General features: G+C 46.1%; 17 protein-coding genes. 13 read left to right on the forward strand and 4 right to left on the reverse strand.

The genetic code is table 11. The features are described 5' to 3' along the window. Positions 1 to 16 precede the first annotated feature (16 nt). Positions 17 to 1,195 (forward strand): glycosyltransferase, encoded by a 1,179-nt coding sequence (locus NYE49_RS06685; RefSeq protein ID WP_015383402.1) that lies wholly within the window; start codon positions 17 to 19, stop codon positions 1,193 to 1,195. 40 nt (positions 1,196 to 1,235) lie between these two features. Here the strand turns inward: NYE49_RS06685 and NYE49_RS06690 are convergent, their stop codons facing one another. Beyond that, on the reverse strand, positions 1,236 to 1,424 hold the full coding sequence (locus NYE49_RS06690; RefSeq protein WP_003232781.1) for a hypothetical protein: 189 nt from the start codon (positions 1,422 to 1,424) through the stop codon (positions 1,236 to 1,238). Positions 1,425 to 1,597: 173 nt separating this feature from the next. On the opposite strand from NYE49_RS06690, the gene NYE49_RS06695 reads away from it, so the two are divergent. Then, positions 1,598 to 2,413, forward strand: coding sequence for a uroporphyrinogen-III synthase (locus NYE49_RS06695; protein WP_047182466.1), 816 nt, complete (start codon positions 1,598 to 1,600; stop codon positions 2,411 to 2,413). Between the two features lie 45 nt (positions 2,414 to 2,458). Here the strand turns inward: NYE49_RS06695 and fetB are convergent, their stop codons facing one another. The 3 genes from fetB to NYE49_RS06710 all read right to left on the reverse strand — a co-directional run bounded on the left by fetB (position 2,459) and on the right by NYE49_RS06710 (position 5,057). Continuing rightward, complete coding sequence (fetB, locus tag NYE49_RS06700; RefSeq protein WP_003232776.1) at positions 2,459 to 3,211, reverse strand: iron export ABC transporter permease subunit FetB; 753 nt, start codon at positions 3,209 to 3,211, stop codon at positions 2,459 to 2,461. Beyond that, on the reverse strand, positions 3,211 to 3,963 hold the full coding sequence (locus tag NYE49_RS06705; protein ID WP_047182467.1) for an ATP-binding cassette domain-containing protein: 753 nt from the start codon (positions 3,961 to 3,963) through the stop codon (positions 3,211 to 3,213). The genes fetB and NYE49_RS06705 overlap by 1 nt, the downstream gene beginning before the upstream one ends. 119 nt (positions 3,964 to 4,082) lie before the next feature. Next, positions 4,083 to 5,057: a multidrug resistance efflux transporter family protein gene (locus tag NYE49_RS06710; RefSeq protein WP_015483113.1), complete on the reverse strand. Its 975-nt coding sequence runs from the start codon at positions 5,055 to 5,057 to the stop codon at positions 4,083 to 4,085. 131 nt (positions 5,058 to 5,188) lie between these two features. Here NYE49_RS06710 and NYE49_RS06715 point away from each other — a divergent pair, with 131 nt between their 5' ends. From NYE49_RS06715 to NYE49_RS06765, 11 genes are all read left to right on the forward strand, one after another. Then, positions 5,189 to 5,686: a cupin domain-containing protein gene (locus NYE49_RS06715; protein WP_015383406.1), complete on the forward strand. Its 498-nt coding sequence runs from the start codon at positions 5,189 to 5,191 to the stop codon at positions 5,684 to 5,686. A gap of 388 nt (positions 5,687 to 6,074) precedes the next feature. Further along, positions 6,075 to 6,497 (forward strand): DUF1641 domain-containing protein, encoded by a 423-nt coding sequence (locus NYE49_RS06720; protein WP_047182468.1) that lies wholly within the window; start codon positions 6,075 to 6,077, stop codon positions 6,495 to 6,497. Positions 6,498 to 6,536: 39 nt separating this feature from the next. After that, complete coding sequence (locus tag NYE49_RS06725; protein WP_015383407.1) at positions 6,537 to 7,715, forward strand: NAD(P)/FAD-dependent oxidoreductase; 1,179 nt, start codon at positions 6,537 to 6,539, stop codon at positions 7,713 to 7,715. Between the two features lie 198 nt (positions 7,716 to 7,913). Next, on the forward strand, positions 7,914 to 9,335 hold the full coding sequence (uxaC, locus tag NYE49_RS06730) for a glucuronate isomerase (protein WP_047182469.1): 1,422 nt from the start codon (positions 7,914 to 7,916) through the stop codon (positions 9,333 to 9,335). 67 nt (positions 9,336 to 9,402) lie between these two features. Further along, positions 9,403 to 10,782 (forward strand): MFS transporter, encoded by a 1,380-nt coding sequence (locus tag NYE49_RS06735; protein WP_047182470.1) that lies wholly within the window; start codon positions 9,403 to 9,405, stop codon positions 10,780 to 10,782. Positions 10,783 to 10,886: 104 nt separating this feature from the next. Next, complete coding sequence (gene allD / locus NYE49_RS06740; RefSeq protein WP_047182471.1) at positions 10,887 to 11,900, forward strand: ureidoglycolate dehydrogenase; 1,014 nt, start codon at positions 10,887 to 10,889, stop codon at positions 11,898 to 11,900. A 5-nt stretch (positions 11,901 to 11,905) separates the two neighbouring features. Beyond that, a complete protein-coding gene (locus NYE49_RS06745; protein WP_047182472.1) occupies positions 11,906 to 12,925 on the forward strand; it encodes a zinc-binding alcohol dehydrogenase family protein in 1,020 nt (339 codons plus the stop codon). Between the two features lie 24 nt (positions 12,926 to 12,949). Continuing rightward, complete coding sequence (uxuA, locus tag NYE49_RS06750) at positions 12,950 to 14,029, forward strand: mannonate dehydratase (RefSeq protein ID WP_047182473.1); 1,080 nt, start codon at positions 12,950 to 12,952, stop codon at positions 14,027 to 14,029. Beyond that, positions 14,026 to 14,862 (forward strand): SDR family oxidoreductase, encoded by an 837-nt coding sequence (locus tag NYE49_RS06755; RefSeq protein ID WP_015383413.1) that lies wholly within the window; start codon positions 14,026 to 14,028, stop codon positions 14,860 to 14,862. Before uxuA ends, NYE49_RS06755 begins: the two co-directional genes overlap by 4 nt. 47 nt (positions 14,863 to 14,909) lie before the next feature. Then, positions 14,910 to 16,178 (forward strand): MFS transporter, encoded by a 1,269-nt coding sequence (locus NYE49_RS06760; protein ID WP_047182474.1) that lies wholly within the window; start codon positions 14,910 to 14,912, stop codon positions 16,176 to 16,178. A gap of 87 nt (positions 16,179 to 16,265) precedes the next feature. After that, complete coding sequence (locus NYE49_RS06765) at positions 16,266 to 17,267, forward strand: LacI family DNA-binding transcriptional regulator (RefSeq protein WP_047182475.1); 1,002 nt, start codon at positions 16,266 to 16,268, stop codon at positions 17,265 to 17,267. The last annotated feature ends 52 nt before the right edge of the window (positions 17,268 to 17,319 follow it).

The following is a 17,319-nucleotide window of genomic DNA, read 5'->3' on the forward strand; positions in this document are numbered from 1 at the left end:
AGGAGACTGGAGATTCATGAAAAAGTACCATATTTCAATGATCAATATCCCGGCGTACGGACATGTCAATCCTACGCTTGCTTTAGTAGAGAAGCTTTGTGAGAAAGGGCATCGTGTCACGTACGCGACGACTGAGGAGTTTGCGCCCGCTGTTCAGCAAGCCGGTGGCGAGGCATTGATCTATCATACATCCTTGAATATTGATCCTAAGCAAATCAGGGAGATGATGGAAAAGGATGACGCGCCCCTCAGCCTTTTAAAAGAATCACTCAGCATTCTGCCGCAGCTTGAGGAGTTATATAAGGATGATCAGCCTGATCTGATCATCTATGATTTTGTTGCGCTGGCTGGAAAATTGTTTGCTGAAAAGCTTAATGTTCCGGTCATTAAGCTCTGTTCGTCATATGCCCAAAATGAATCCTTTCAGTTAGGAAATGAAGACATGCTGAAAAAAATAAGAGAAGCAGAGGCTGAATTTAAAGCCTACTTGGAGCAAGAGAAGTTGCCGGCTGTTTCATTTGAACAGTTAGCTGTGCCGGAAGCATTAAATATTGTCTTTATGCCGAAGTCTTTTCAGATTCAGCATGAGACGTTCGATGACCGTTTCTGTTTTGTCGGCCCCTCCCTCGGAGACCGGAAGGAGAAAGAAAGCCTGTTGATTGACAAGGATGATCGCCCGCTTATGCTGATTTCTTTGGGTACGGCGTTTAACGCATGGCCGGAATTTTACAAGATGTGCATCAAGGCATTTCGGGATTCTTCATGGCAAGTGATCATGTCGGTTGGGAAAACGATTGATCCAGAAAGCTTGGAGGATATTCCTGCTAACTTTACCATTCGCCAAAGTGTGCCGCAGCTTGAGGTGTTAGAGAAAGCTGATTTGTTCATCTCTCATGGCGGGATGAACAGTACGATGGAAGCGATGAACGCAGGTGTGCCGCTTGTCGTCATTCCGCAAATGTATGAGCAAGAGCTCACTGCAAATCGGGTTGATGAATTAGGCCTTGGCGTTTATTTGCCAAAAGAGGAAGTGACTGTTTCCAGCCTACAGGAAGCGGTTCAGGCTGTATCCAGTGCTCAAGAGCTGCTCAGCCGCGTCAAGAATATGCAAAAGGATGTAAAAGAAGCTGGCGGAGCGGAGCGTGCGGCAGCTGAGATTGAAGCGTTTATGAAAAAATCCGCTGTCCCGCAGTAAAAACATAAAAACCGAAATCAAATTGATTTCGGTTTTCTGTTTAAATATTTTTTTTCATCCCGCATCTCCGGCATTCTCTAAGAAATTTTCCGCCTTTTACAGAGCTTTTGAACAGTGTGTAATCACAGTTGTCGCAGCGCCCGCTGCGGGCGTCCGGATATTCATTGAATTCGTAAACGATCGATGTATCGTAGCCTTTTGTTTCATATTCTTCTTTTTTTGTTTCCATGTCGTACCTCCGTTACAAGACGTGTCTGCTGTTTATCTTACAGCAAGCTTCCGGCGTATTCAATGGATTTTAGGGGTTTTGGTTTATCTTGATTTCTCCCTTGGTTTGCGCCAAAATAGCTTTATTAAGCTTATATACATAAAAAGCCTATGCAAAGAGGAGAGGAAACGGGTATGGGAAAAGGGTTACTTGGAAAACGCGTGGCAATCGGTGGCTCACGAAAAACGGAAGAAATCAGTACAATCATTGAAAAACAGGGCGGAATACCTGTCATCCGGCCTCTCCAAGGTACAGTTTACTTAGCAGAGAAGCAGGTGGAGCCGGATTTGCGGACGTTTGTGGAGGGAAAAAAAGCTGACTGGGTTATTTTCACGACAGGCATCGGGTTGGAGACTCTTGTCGATATGGCAGAGAAAATTGGACTGAAAGATGAGTTTCTGCAGGCCATTCGCCAAGCGAAAGCGGCATGCAGGGGATACAAAACGCTGTCTGCGCTGAAAAAGCTTGGGATCACACCGGAAGCTTCGGATGAAGACGGGACAACAAGAGGCTTAATCCGTTCTTTGGAGCCTCACGACTTTTCAGGAAAAACAGTCATGGTACAGCTTCATGGCGAAAAAGCGCCGGCTCTCATGGCATTTCTTGAAGAAAAAGGCGCGTCTGTCCTGCCGATTCTGCCTTATCAGCACATCCCGCCGGAGGAGGAAACGGTGGAGCGGTTATGCCGAGAGCTGATGAACGGTGAGATCGATGCCGTTTGTTTTACAACGGCCATTCAGGTTCGTTCCCTGTTTGATTTTGCTAAGGGGCGAGGTTATATCAATGAAGTGAAGAAGGTATTCGAAGAACGTGCCATCGCAGCTGCTGTCGGAAAAGTGACTGCTGAAGCACTGCGGGAAGAGGGCATTACGAGACTGCTTGCGCCAGAGATTGAGCGGATGGGTGCGATGATTGTTGAGCTGGCCAAGTATTATGAAGAAAAGGAATAACAAGTACAAAAAGCCGCTTTTCCCTTGGAAAGCGGCTTTTGTCTGTCATTCATTCTGCTTCAGCTGCTGATGAACGGTGAATAATGATGGGTATGTCAGCACGCTTAAGATTACACAAGTCAGCGCGGCTGAGGCCATCGTTGTAAACACGATTAAGAGTTGAAAGCGTACTGCCTGAATCGGGTCAGCGCCGGCTAGAATCTGGCCAGTCATCATGCCGGGAAGCTGGACAAGACCCAGTGTTTTCTGGCTTTCGAGCGTCGGGATCATACTCATTTTCATCGCTGAGGTAAGAATGCGCTGTATGGATTGCTTCGGTGTGCCGCCAAGTGACAATATTAATTGAATTTCTTCTTTGCGAACGCCGACTTCTGAGTTGAGCCGGTTTAGAAACAAACTTGAGAGCACCATCGAATTTCCGATGACCATCCCGCTGATCGGAATGACATATCGTGCCGTAAGCGGAATGATATGAAGAGACAGCAGAATTCCCTGTGTCACAATTTCTACGATTGCTAACGCGGCAAACACCCTCCAAAACGAACCGATTGTATTTTTCTTTCGCTTGATGACATTTTGCGCCGCCACCGCGAGCATTAACAGCACCATCAGCAGGATAAAAACAGGGTGGTCTCCGCGAAAAATCAGCGACAAAACATAACCGATGATAAGCAGCTGCACCGCGGCCCGGATGGTGGCGATGATCATGTCTTTTTCTACACCTGCTTTAAAGGATTTTGATAAAAACAAGGCGATCAAAACAAAGATCATCGTTAAAGAGAGAGAAAGGTAATCCATTACCGAGTCCCACCCTTCAAAAAATCTTTCGCTGCTTCATGCTGCGGAGCGGAGAAAAATGTTTCGGTTTCAGCGATTTCAAGCAGCCGGCCTTCTGCCATAAACCAAATGGTATCGGCTACTCGTTTTGCCTGCTCCATATTATGAGTGACCCACATGACTGTCCATTTTTTCTCTTGATGCTGACGTTTGATCAGTTCTTCAATCTCAAGAGCAGAAACCGGGTCCAAGGCCGATGTGATTTCGTCCAACAATAGAATGGAGGAAGGATTTGAGAGCGTTCTGGCCAGTGACAGTCTTTGCCGCTGCCCGCCCGATAAGTCTCTGGCGCTTCTGTCTAACAACTCTGGCGGCAGCCCTGCAAGAGAAGCCAGCTTTTCAGGAGAGTACAGCTGGGATTGATGCAGCCTTTGTACAAGACTTAAATTGTCACGCACTGTCCCGTCGAGCACGGGAGCCGATTGAAACGCGAGGGCTGCCGTTCGCCTCAGCTCATTGACATTCCATTCTCTGACTTCCTTTCCGTATATGTTGACTTCGCCGCTGTCAGGCGTTCTCATTAAATTACACATAGAAAGGAGGGTGCTTTTGCCTGAGCCGGAAGGACCTAAAACGGCTACGATTTCGCCCTGTTGAATGTCTCCGGTGACATCCTGCAGCACATCATAGGTTTGTCCATCTTGTTTATAGCTTTTTCTGACTGATCTGAAGGAGATGGCTGGTATGTTATGTGTTTGATCGTTTGCTTCCATTACAATAATCACCTTTCAATATAAGTAGGCTGACATTATATTTAACTATAACGTGAAACAGATCCCTTTTGGTAGCACAAATAAAGGAGAACAGGCTTTCACCCATTCTCCTGCAGATGCTACGCAGTCAGATTTGACTGTGCTTTCTTTTTCGGTTTTCTCGGCTGTGAAGCGAAGGTATGTAACATCATCCCCGCTATTATAATGAATAAACCGGCAAATGATAAAAGAGATGGGAAAACGCCTGACAGCAGAACAATTTCACCAAGCAGCGCGAAAATCACTTCACCGGATTGAGTGGCTTCAACAGCTGCGAGTTTTTGCGGATTGTCTCTTACCATATCAGTGGCCCAGAAAAATAAAACCGTCGCAATGATGCCTGAGCTGATGGCAACGATAAAGGATTGAACGGTTTGACTTGCTGATGGAAGGCCATCTGACCACCAGCCGTAAGCTGCTAATATAAGCCAGAATGGAAGGCTTGCCAATGTCATTCCAAGCACGCGCTGAAATGTATCAAGCCGGCCTCCGTATTCTTCAAGCATTCTCCTGTTTCCTAACGGATAGGCAAAAGCCGCAATGACAACCGGCAGCACACTGAAAAGCAGCATCCTCCCAGAAAGCGACTCTGCATGCTGAAGCTGAATCAGAGCCGCTCCAATCAGGATGATCATGGAAGTGCCAAGTGAAACCAGGGGAATCTTTTGGCGAACGAGCTGCGGACCGCCCGGCATATCTTGTTTGACATAAAACAAAGGAGATAAGAGCACCCCGGCTACAATGGTAATTTGCCAGGTTCCGGCTATGAGCCACCCCGGACCGTATGCAGCCGCAAATGTAATCGGCGCGTAAAAAAGCACGAAGCCAACGAAGCTCCATTTGATCCAATAAAACGGCTTTTTCCTCATCTCTAGTAAGAGAGGCGTGAATGTCCCTCTCAGGATGACAATCAAACATAAAAACGGCACCATAAAAATAAAGCGCAGCGAAGAGCTCCAAAGCCAGCTGCCTCCTGATAACTCCATCGCTCTGTTTAATATAAAGGTAACGGCGAAAAAGAGTGAAGCCAATATTCCGATAACGATAGCTTTCATGATATCCCTCATTCTGGCATTATTTTTTTATACTATACTATTCGGTATCATGCAGATCAATGGAATCATGAGAAAAACATCATGTTTTATAAACCACTATATGTGGAAGACAAAAAAGGGAGGTGAAATTGATGGAAAGAGAGACACAGACATACTTCTTTCCGGATGACGGCAGGATTCCGAATCACCCTGATTTTCCGCTCGTGGTGTATCAAAACGCGCTTAAGGACACCGGACTGGCAGAGCGGATCGTCACCCGGCATGGCTGGTCAAACAGCTGGTCAGGGAGTGTTTTTCCATACCATCATTATCACAGCAATACGCATGAAGTCCTGATTGCCCTTAGGGGAGAGGCTGTGATTCAGTTTGGGGGAGAAAAAGGGGCTGCCATCCCTTTCAAATCAGGCGACGCAGTCGTGATTCCAGCCGGAGTCGGACATAAAAAGCTCAGCTCAAGCCCCGATTTTACTGTCCTTGGCGCCTATCCCGGTGGCATTCAGTATGATATGAAGACGGGAAAGCCGAATGAGCGAGAGGAAGCGGTCAAACAGATTAGGCAGGCGGCGTTGCCGGCGAATGATCCGATCACAGGAAAAAGAGAGCCTCTATTGGAAATATGGGTAAAGTGAAGGGGAGAAATTGCTGGATTGTCAATAACTAGTGCCGCAGAAACGTTATGACATGAGCTCCATATAAATTAATTTCATAATCGAAGCAATTCACGTTCAAATTTTGTTCAAAAAGTGTTATCATATAGAAGGTAATCGAATTGGAGTTTTTTGTGTTTGCTATTTTCAGAGAGAGTAAAGGATTTTGACTTATTCAATTGTTTATTTTTAGATAAAAATAATACTGAATATGGCAAGATGAAAAACTGGGTAGTAAACATTTATTTTTGTAAATGATTGTGCACGAATTCACAATCCTTATTCTTATGCCTTAAAAGCGTGAGACAGGGAGAGGCACTACCCTTTCCAAAAAAATCAGCAAACTGCTTATAGTAAAGGAGAATTGGATATGCCAGAAACAATCGATCAAACAAATGCGTCTGTCAGCCAAAGCCAGCAAGATCTTATTGATCAGCTATTAAAGCCAGAAGTTCAAGAATCATTGACTGTTTTAGTTGACCAGCTTCCGAAGCTGACTGAGTTAGTGAATATTTTAACGAAGTCTTATGATTTCGCTCAGTCTGTAGCGACTGACGAAGTGTTAAAGAGCGACACAGTCGGTGCGATCACTGAAATTCTTGAGCCTGTAAAAGAAACAGCGAAAGAAGTAGCTGCGACTGCGATCGAAGCAAAAGACCGCGCGGAAGCAAGCACCGAAACAATTGGACTTTTCGGCCTTCTTCGCATGCTGAAAGATCCTCAAGCTCAAAAGCTGTTCCGTTTTGCTAACAGCTACCTTGAAGTCATGAATGAACGCGAAAACCAAAAATAATCTCAGATTCAAATTGATATAAAGGACGGAGGATATACGATGTCAAAACATATTGTCATTCTAGGCGCTGGTTATGGCGGAGTTCTTTCTGCTCTAACAGTTCGCAAACATTACACAAAAGAACAAGCACGCGTGACAGTGGTAAACAAATACCCTACTCACCAAATCATTACGGAATTACACCGCCTTGCTGCAGGCAACGTGTCTGAAAAAGCGGTTGCAATGCCATTAGAAAAACTTTTCAAAGGCAAAGACATTGATCTTAAAATTGCGGAAGTAAGCTCTTTCTCTGTTGATAAAAAAGAAGTTGCGCTTGCTGACGGTTCTACATTAACTTACGATGCGCTTGTTGTAGGTCTTGGTTCTGTAACGGCTTACTTCGGCATCCCAGGTCTTGAAGAAAACAGCATGGTATTGAAATCTGCTGCTGATGCGAACAAAGTCTTCCAACATGTTGAAGATCGTGTGCGCGAGTACTCTAAAACGAAAAACGAAGCAGATGCAACAATTCTTATCGGCGGCGGCGGCTTAACAGGTGTTGAGCTTGTTGGTGAGCTTGCTGACATCATGCCGAACCTTGCGAAAAAATACGGCGTAGACCATAAAGAAATCAAATTAAAACTTGTTGAAGCAGGTCCGAAGATCCTTCCTGTTCTTCCGGATGATCTTATCGAGCGTGCGACTGCAAGCCTTGAAAAACGCGGCGTTGAGTTCTTAACAGGTCTTCCTGTTACAAATGTAGAAGGAAACGTAATTGATCTGAAAGACGGATCTAAAGTTGTTGCCAACACATTTGTTTGGACTGGCGGCGTACAAGGTAACCCATTAGTCGGTGAATCAGGCCTAGAAGTGAACCGCGGACGCGCGACTGTAAATGACTTCCTGCAATCTACATCTCATGAAGATGTATTCGTTGCTGGAGACAGCGCAGTTTACTTCGGTGCAGACGGCCGTCCATACCCGCCAACTGCACAAATCGCATGGCAAATGGGTGAGCTGATCGGTTACAACCTATTCGCTTACCTGGAAGGCAAAACGCTTGAAACATTCAAGCCAGTAAACTCTGGTACACTTGCAAGCCTTGGACGCAAAGACGCGGTTGCCATCATTGGTGCAAATTCTACACCGCTTAAAGGTCTTCCTGCTTCCTTGATGAAAGAAGCAAGTAACGTACGCTACTTAACACACATTAAAGGACTTTTCAGCCTGGCTTACTAATCCTTTTTATGAATCTGACATTGCCAAAAGCGTTCCTTTCCGAGTGCTTTCTGGCAATGTCTTTTTTTTGTTTATATGCCAACGTTAACATTTCATTTTCAAAAAAGAGATTGATCCCAGAGGAATATAAAGGTAAAATAAATACAAATCAAAATGTTAACGTTAACATTTTGAAATAGAATGAAAGACGGTGAGGACATGGAACCCTTCATGGGCGAAAACTTTTTATTGAAAAATGAAACCGCTGTCAGCCTCTATCATAATTATGCGAAAGACATGCCAATTATTGATTACCACTGCCACTTAAATCCGAAAGAAATCTATGAAAATAAGACATTTCAAAACATCACGGAAGCCTGGCTGTATGGTGACCATTATAAATGGCGCATCATGAGGGCCAATGGAATTGAGGAGACATACATTACCGGAGATGCGCCTGATGAGGAGAAATTTATGGCTTGGGCAAAAACCGTGCCGATGGCGATTGGCAATCCGCTCTACAACTGGACTCACTTAGAATTGCAGCGTTTTTTTGGCATTTATGAGATTTTAAACGAGAGGTCCGGGCCGGCTATATGGAAACGGACAAATGAACTGCTCAAAGGGGAAGGCTTCGGGGCAAGGGATTTAATCGTGAAATCAAATGTAAAGGTAGTGTGCACCACAGATGACCCTGTCGATTCTCTTGAATACCATCTATTATTAAGAGAAGACAAAGACTTTCCTGTCAGCGTGCTGCCTGGATTTCGGCCGGATAAAGGACTTGAGATCAATCGTGAAGGCTTTCCTGACTGGGTGCAGGCGCTTGAAGATGCCGCCACTATATCCATTACAACCTATGATGAGTTTTTAAAGGCGTTGGAAAAACGAGTGCGATTCTTCCACTCAGCCGGCGGCAGAGTTTCTGATCACGCGATAGATTCAATGGTATTTGCCGAAACAACAAAAGAAGAAGCTGGACGGATTTTTTCTGACAGATTACAAGGAACAGAGGTTTCTTATGAAGATGAGAAGAAATTTAAGACATATACGCTTCAGTTTCTTTGCGGTTTGTATGCGGAGCTTGATTGGGCGATGCAGTTTCATATCAACGCTTTAAGAAACACGAATACAAAAATGATGAAAAGGCTCGGACCTGATACAGGCTATGATTCAATGAACGATGAAGAAATTGCTAAGCCTTTATACAAGCTGCTGAACTCAGTTGAGATGAAGAACCAGCTGCCGAAAACGATTTTATATTCACTGAATCCAAATGATAACTATGTCATCGCCAGCATGATCAACAGTTTTCAGGACGGTATTACCCCAGGAAAAATACAATTCGGCACAGCCTGGTGGTTTAACGATACTAAAGACGGGATGCTCGATCAAATGAAAGCGTTATCAAATGTTGGCCTTTTCAGCCGTTTTATCGGCATGCTCACCGATTCCAGAAGCTTTCTTTCGTATACGCGTCACGAATATTTCAGGCGGATCGTCTGCAATTTGATTGGAGAATGGGTGGAAAACGGCGAAGTGCCGCGCGATATGGAGCTTCTGGGAAGCATCGTTCAGGGGATTTGCTATGACAATGCGAAACACTACTTCCAATTTCAAGAAGAGAAAGCAAACGTGTAACAAAGTGTCCGCTTAGCATCGCTGAGCGGATCAGTATCCGAAAATTCTTAAGACACAGAGGTGGAACATGCGAACTGAACTGGCAAATAAGGTTGTGTCGGTCGAAACGGAAAAAAGGCTTTCATTGAAAGAGAAAATGTCCTATGGTTTTGGTGATTTTGGCAACGGTTTTATGTTTGATCTCGGCCAGATTTATTTATTGAAGTATTTCACTGATGTAGCGGGAATCCCCGCTGCGATGGCCGGCGGCATTTTTTTAGTTAGTAAGCTGTTTGCGGCAATAACAGATCCAATTGTCGGCTCATCAATCGATTATCGCAAAAACATCGGCAAACGGGGGAAATTCAGGCCTTATCTATTAATCGGCAGCATCGTGCTTGCGGTGCTTACTGTTCTTATTTTTCTGTCTCCCAATGTATCAACGACCGGAAAACTGATATATGCATATGCATCCTATATGATTTGGGGCATCGGCTATTCGTTTGTGAATATTCCGTACGGCTCATTAGGGGCAGCGATGACTCAAAATTCTGAGGACCGGACCTCCATTTCGACGTTCCGCCAAATCGGATCACTTGGCGCCTTGTTTATTACAAGTGTGGCCGTGATGCCGCTGCTCGTCAAGTTTGATAATCCGAAGGTCGGCTACCCGGTGGTCATGGGCTTATTCGCCGCGCTCGGTGTGTTTTGGTTTTATATTTGCTACCGCAACTGCAAAGAGCGCATTGTCATATCGGAAGCACCCAAAGAAAAATTAACACTCTCATCTGTCGTCAAAACATTTATTACAAATAAACCGCTATTAACCCTTGTCCTGATGACGATTTTTTCAATTTCCGCATACAACATTAAATCCGCCATGCTCGTCTATTTCGCACAATATAACTTGGGCAATGTTGAATTAATGGCTTATATGAACTTCATCATTATTGGTTCTTCCTTTTTGGGCGTCGTATTCCTACCAAAGCTCGTCAAGATGTTTGGAAAGAAACGAACGGCAATGATCGGCTTCGGCATCAGTGTGGCCGCGGATCTGATCAACTTTATGCTTCCATCTAACGTTTATATGTTTACAATTCTCGCCAGTATCGCCTTTATCGGAATCAGTATCCCAAATGGCATCACGTGGGCTCTTGTCTCCGATATTATCGACTATGGCGAATGGAAATCCGGTGAACGGAAGGAAGCAACGACATATTCACTTTTCAATTTCTCAAGAAAGCTTGCTCAATCTTTGTCTGGCTTTCTCTCGGGGATCGGTTTGGGGATTATCGGCTATGTGCCGAATGCAGTCCAGACAGCACAGGCGCTGATTGGCATCAAAGCGCTGCTTCTTCTGTATCCGGCCATTGCTTTGGCATTAGCGATGATCATTATCGGCTTTCTTTATAAACTCACAGACCAGCAGCATGCTCAGATCGTTCAGGATCTTCATCAAAAGATCTGACAATATAATATAGAGAATATTTAAAATAATTTGTAAATAAAATGTGTTTGTAGGGGGTTCGCTAGGAGAGTGCCCAAAAAACTGAAAAGGAAGGAGGCACTTACTTGAAAACGATAACAATTGCAGCTGAAGAAGCAAAGGAACTCGTTCGGCAAAAGCTGGCCGGTGCCGGTTTGAATGAACGAGATGCTGAAAAAGTAGCAGATGTTCTCGTGCACGCTGATTTGCGCAATGTACATTCGCATGGCGTGCTGCGCACAGAACACTATGTGAACAGGATTTTAGCGGGAGGGATCAATCCTGGGGCACAGCCTGTTTTTAAAGAAACGGGGCCTGTGACCGGGGTGCTTGACGGAGACGATGGTTTCGGTCATGTGAATTGCGACATGGCGATGGACCATGCAATTGACATGGCGAAGAAAAAAGGAGTCGGCATGGTCACGGCAGTAAACAGCAGCCATTGCGGAGCGCTAAGCTATTTTGTGCAAAAAGCGGCTGACGAAAAGCTGATCGGAATGGCAATGACGCATACAGACAGTATCGTTGTCCCGTTTGGGGGGAGGACTCCTTTTTTAGGGACAAATCCGATTGCTTACGGTGTTCCGGCTAAGCATAAAAAACCGTTTATCCTAGATATGGCGACATCCAAAGTGGCTTTTTGGAAGATTCTGCAGGCCCGTGAAGAGGGCAAAGAAATTCCTGAAGGATGGGGAGTCGATGAAAACGGAGAAGCAGTAACTGATCCTGACAAGGTCGTCTCACTTTCAACATTCGGCGGCCCGAAAGGCTATGGACTATCGATTATGGTGGATGTGTTTTCCGGATTGCTGGCGGGCGCGGCTTTTGGCCCTCATATTGCCAAAATGTACAGCGGCCTTGATCAAAAAAGAAAGCTGGGGCATTATGTTTGCGCGATCAATCCATCCTTTTTTACTGACTGGGATACGTTTTTAGAGCAGATGGATGCCATGATTGATGAACTGCAGCAATCACCGCCGGCTGTTGGATTCGAAAGAGTGTATGTGCCCGGCGAGATCGAGCAGCTGCATGAAGAAAGAAATAAGAAAAACGGAATTTCTATTGCCCGGAGCGTGTATGAATTCTTAAAAAGCAGGTGAGCAAAATGAAAGCGGTTCAAGTGCGAAAAGCGTATGATCTGGTGACAGCGGAGGTGAAGAAGCCAGTTCTTTCAAAGGATGATGAAGTGCTCGTGAAAGTCAAGCGAGTCGGCATTTGCGGTTCAGACATGCACATTTATCATGGAACGAATCCGCTTGCTACCCTCCCGAGAGTTATCGGACACGAGGTAACGGGACAAGTGGAGGTAGTTGGTGCGAATGTACAGAGCCTAAAACCCGGTGATCATGTGGTGATTGAGCCGATTTCTTATTGCGGATCGTGCTATGCCTGCCGCAAAGGGCGGCCGAATGTTTGCGCCAAGCTTTCTGTATTTGGCGTACATGAGGACGGAGGCATGCGGGAATATATTGTGCTTCCGGAAAGGCAGCTTCACGCGGTCTCAAAGGACTTGCCTTGGGAGGAAGCAGTCATGGCCGAGCCTTATACGATAGGCGCCCAGGCAGTGTGGAGAGGCCAAGTGGAAAAAGGTGATACCGTCCTGATCCAGGGAGCGGGGCCCATCGGGATCTGTGTGTTGAAAATGGCAAAGCTGGCGGGCGCTGCTGTCATGATGACTGACTTGAACAACGAGCGGCTGTTATTTGCGAAAGAAAACGGCGCCGATGCTGTTGTAAATGTCCAAGCAGAACATGTTGCCGAGCGGGTCCTTGAATGGACTGGGAATGAAGGAGCAAACGTGGTCATTGATGCTGTTTGCCTGCCGGAGACTTTTGCACTTTCAATTGAGGCTGTGTCACCGGCGGGACATGTGGTTGTGCTTGGATTTGATGAAAGAGCGGCTCAGATTTCTCAGCTGCCAATTACAAAAAAAGAAGTCACGATAACCGGATCGCGATTGCAGACCAATCAGTTTCCAAAAGTGGTAGAGCTTTTGAATGGAGGCCGGTTAGTGCATAACGGGCTGGTGACCCATACATTTTCAGTTGATGACGTTCATCATGCATTTCAGTTTATTAAGGAGCATCCAGATCAGGTGCGGAAAGCCGTCATCACGTTTGATTAAATGACTGAATCCGGAGGTGCGAGCATGAATATAACATTCCGATGGTATGGACGAGGCAACGATACAGTCACACTTGAATACGTGAAGCAAATTCCCGGTGTCAAAGGCATCGTTTGGGCTCTCCATCAAAAGCCTGTCGGCGACGTGTGGGAAAAAGAAGAAATCAGAGCCGAGACCGAATATATTCAATCCTATGGTTTTCATGCTGAAGTTGTAGAAAGCGTGAATGTTCACGAAGCAATTAAACTTGGGAACGAAGAACGCAGCCGGTATATTGAAAACTACAAGCAAACGATCCGCAACCTTGCCGGATTTGGCGTGAAAGTGATCTGCTATAATTTTATGCCGGTTTTTGACTGGACACGCACGGACATGTTCCGGCCGCTAGAAGATGGATCGACCGCTCTGTTTTTTGAAAAGGCCAAGGTGGAAAGCCTTGATCCTCAAGAGCTGATTCGGACGGTGGAGGATGCATCTGACATGACACTGCCGGGGTGGGAGCCCGAAAAATTGGCTCGGATCAAAGAGCTTTTTGCTGCCTACAGAACGGTCGATGAAGAAAAGCTATGGGACAATTTATCATTCTTTTTGCAGGAAATTCTTCCTGTTGCTGAGGCCTATGGTGTTCAAATGGCCATTCATCCGGATGACCCGCCGTGGCCGATTTTCGGACTGCCGCGCATTATCACAGGAGAGGCAAGTTATAAGAAACTGCGGGCGATATCAGATTCACCGTCTAATTGTATCACCCTTTGTACAGGTTCAATGGGAGCCAATCCCGCTAACGACATGGTGGAGATCGCTAAAACGTATGCCGGCATCGCTCCATTTTCACATATTCGCAATGTGAAAATTTATGAGAATGGTGATTTTATTGAAACATCTCATTTAACAAAGGATGGTTCAATCAACATTCAAGGCGTGATGGAAGAACTGCATAAGCAGGATTACGAAGGATATGTCAGACCGGATCATGGGCGCCATCTTTGGGGCGAGCAATGCCGCCCGGGATATGGCTTATACGATCGGGCACTTGGCATCATGTATTTGAACGGGCTGTGGGACGCCTATGAAGCAATGGCAAAAAAAGAGGTGGGCGTATGATCCCGCTGCATGAGAACCTGGCTGGTAAAACGGCTGTCATCACTGGCGGCAGCGGCGTGCTTTGCTCTGCGATGGCCCGGGAGCTAGCCCGTCATGGCATGAAGGTGGCGATTTTGAATCGGACGGCTGAAAAAGGCCAAGCGGTCGAGAAGGAGATAACGGCGGCTGGCGGCACAGCGTGCGCTGTTGCTGCGGATGTGCTGGACAGGATGTCACTGGAGCGGGCAAAGGAAGACATCCTTGGCCAATTTGGCGCTGTTGATCTGTTAATTAACGGGGCTGGCGGCAATCATCCTGCCGCGATAACCGATGTGGAGACATATGAAGAAGCGGGAGAAGGCCAATCCTTTTTTGATATGGATGAGAGGGGCTTTCTAACTGTATTCTCCACCAATTTCACCGGTGCGTTTCTGGCCTCGCAAGTGTTTGGAAAAGAGCTGCTGAAAGCCGATTCACCGGCGATTATCAATCTTTCTTCGATGAGTGCTTATTCACCTATGACGAAGGTTCCGGCATACAGTGCCGCCAAAGCATCGATCAATAATTTTACGATGTGGATGGCTGTTCATTTTGCAGAAACCGGGCTGCGGGTCAATGCGATTGCCCCAGGCTTCTTTCTGACAAAACAAAATCATGATCTGCTGATCAACCAAGACGGAACGTTCACCAGCCGATCTCACAAAATTATTGCGGGAACACCGATGAAGCGCTTCGGAAAACCCGAGGATTTGCTCGGTACGCTTCTTTGGCTGGCGGATGAATCCTATTCCGGTTTTGTCACTGGGATCACCGTTCCTGTCGATGGAGGATTTATGGCTTATTCAGGTGTGTAACGAAAGCGATGCAACAGAAACTGAACCAACATAGGGGTGAGGTTGAGATGTTTTCAAAAGATAAGCTTCCCGTTATCCTTTTTTTGTTCCTGGCAGGGGTGATTAATTACCTGGATCGCTCGGCGCTTTCCATTGCAGCTCCTTTTATTCAGGATGATCTCACATTGTCTGCAACGCAAATGGGCTTGATTTTCAGCAGTTTTTCGATTGGTTATGCGATTTTTAACTTTCTTGGGGGCGTGGCATCCGACCGCTATGGGGCAAAGCTGACCTTGTTTGTCGCGATGGTTGTTTGGTCGCTGTTTAGCGGAGCAGTCGCCCTTGCTTTTGGCTTTGTCAGTCTGCTGATTATACGCATTCTCTTCGGAATGGGAGAAGGCCCGCTTTCGGCGACCATCAACAAGATGGTGAACAACTGGTTCCCGCCGACCCAGCGGGCGTCTGTTATCGGTGTAACCAACAGCGGCACGCCGCTCGGGGGAGCCATTTCCGGCCCGATAGTCGGCATGATCGCAGTGGCGTTCAGCTGGAAGGTATCCTTCGTTCTCATTATGATTATTGGATTGATATGGGCAGTGCTCTGGTTCAAGTTTGTCAAAGAAAAGCCGCAAGAGACGATCAAGGAAGCACCGGCAATCAAAGCAGAAACGTCTCCCGGAGAAAAAATTCCGCTTACCTTTTACCTGAAGCAAAAAACGGTCCTGTTCACGGCGTTCGCTTTTTTCGCTTACAACTACATCCTCTTCTTCTTTTTGACGTGGTTTCCGAGCTATCTAGTCGACGAGCGGGGATTAAGTGTTGAATCGATGAGTGTCATCACGGTCATACCTTGGATTTTAGGCTTTATCGGGCTGGCTGCGGGGGGATTTGTTTCTGACTATGTGTACAAAAAAACGGCCCGAAAAGGTGTGCTGTTCTCGCGCAAGGTTGTGCTTGTCACGTGTTTGTTTTCATCAGCTGTCCTGATTGGTTTTGCCGGGCTTGTGGCAACGACTGCGGGGGCTGTCACTCTTGTCGCTCTGTCAGTGTTCTTTCTTTATTTGACCGGTGCTATCTATTGGGCTGTCATTCAAGATGTGGTTGATCAAAACAATGTCGGTTCTGTTGGCGGCTTCATGCATTTCCTCGCCAACACGGCAGGAATTATCGGTCCGGCTTTAACCGGATTTATTGTTGACCAAACAGGCACGTTTTCTGGAGCATTTTTGCTTGCCGGAGGGCTGGCTGTCTTCGCTTCACTTGCTGTGATTCGTTTTGTCCGTCCAATCATTGGCAAGCCAGCGGGAACAGGAGCGGAGAATCCTGTGTCTTATTAATCTGGAAATACAGTGGGAGAGGCGGTATGTTTGATGATACAATATACAGTAAATAATCGCAGCCGGTATGATAAGGAAGGGAATTAGATGGTAACCATAAAAGATATCGCAAAACTCGCAAACGTATCCCACACAACCGTTTCCAGAGCACTCAACAACAGCCCTTACATCAAAGAACATACGAAGAAAAAAATATTAGAGCTAGCAGAGCAGCTCAACTATACACCAAATGTAAATGCGAAAAGCCTGGCGATGCAAAAGTCGCATACGATCGGGCTGTTCTTTACAAGCATTACAAACGGAACCTCACACAGCTTCTTTGCGGACACAATCAAAGGCGTCAATCAAGCCATAAGTGAGGATTACAATCTGTATGTGCGGGGCATTGATGATCTGAAACACTATGACTCCGTTACACCGATGAGATATGACGGCATCATTTTAATGAGCCAAAGTGACATTGATAATTCTTTCATTTACCATATTCGCGAAAAAAATATTCCGCTTGTCGTGCTGAATCGTGATATTGATGATCGCACCATCACGAATATTTTGTCTAATGACAAGGAAGGCTCTCAAGAAGCTGTAGAATACTTCATTCAGTCCGGCCATCAAGACATCGCCATCATCGAGGGGATCGAAGGCTTTAAATCCTCCCAGCAGCGAAAGGAAGGCTACTTATCTGCACTGATTCAACATCATATTCCGATCAAGCATGAATACAGTGTCAAAGGACAGTACGATATGGAAAGCGGCTTTCAAGCGATGGAGCGGCTGCTGGCGCTGCCGAATCCTCCAACCGCTGTTTTTTGTTCGAATGATGACATGGCAATCGGAGCGATGAATGCGATATTCGCAAAGGGCCTGCGCGTTCCTGATGATGTTTCGGTGATCGGGTTTGATGATATTGGGTTTTCACAGTACATCACGCCAAGACTTACAACAGTAAAGCGCCCAGTGGAGAAAATCAGCGTGCTCGGTGCGCAAAAACTCTTGTCTCTGATCAGCGAGCCCGAAACAAAAGCAGAAAAAATCTTGGAAAACACAGAATTCATGGTGCGTGATTCAGTCAGACGATTGACGACGTGATGCCCCGTTTTTCAGCGGGCATTCTTTTATAAAGAAAAATGTTAACGTGTGC

Source organism: Bacillus sp. FSL L8-0358 (assembly GCF_038593095.1).
Taxonomy (GTDB): domain Bacteria; phylum Bacillota; class Bacilli; order Bacillales; family Bacillaceae; genus Bacillus; species Bacillus subtilis.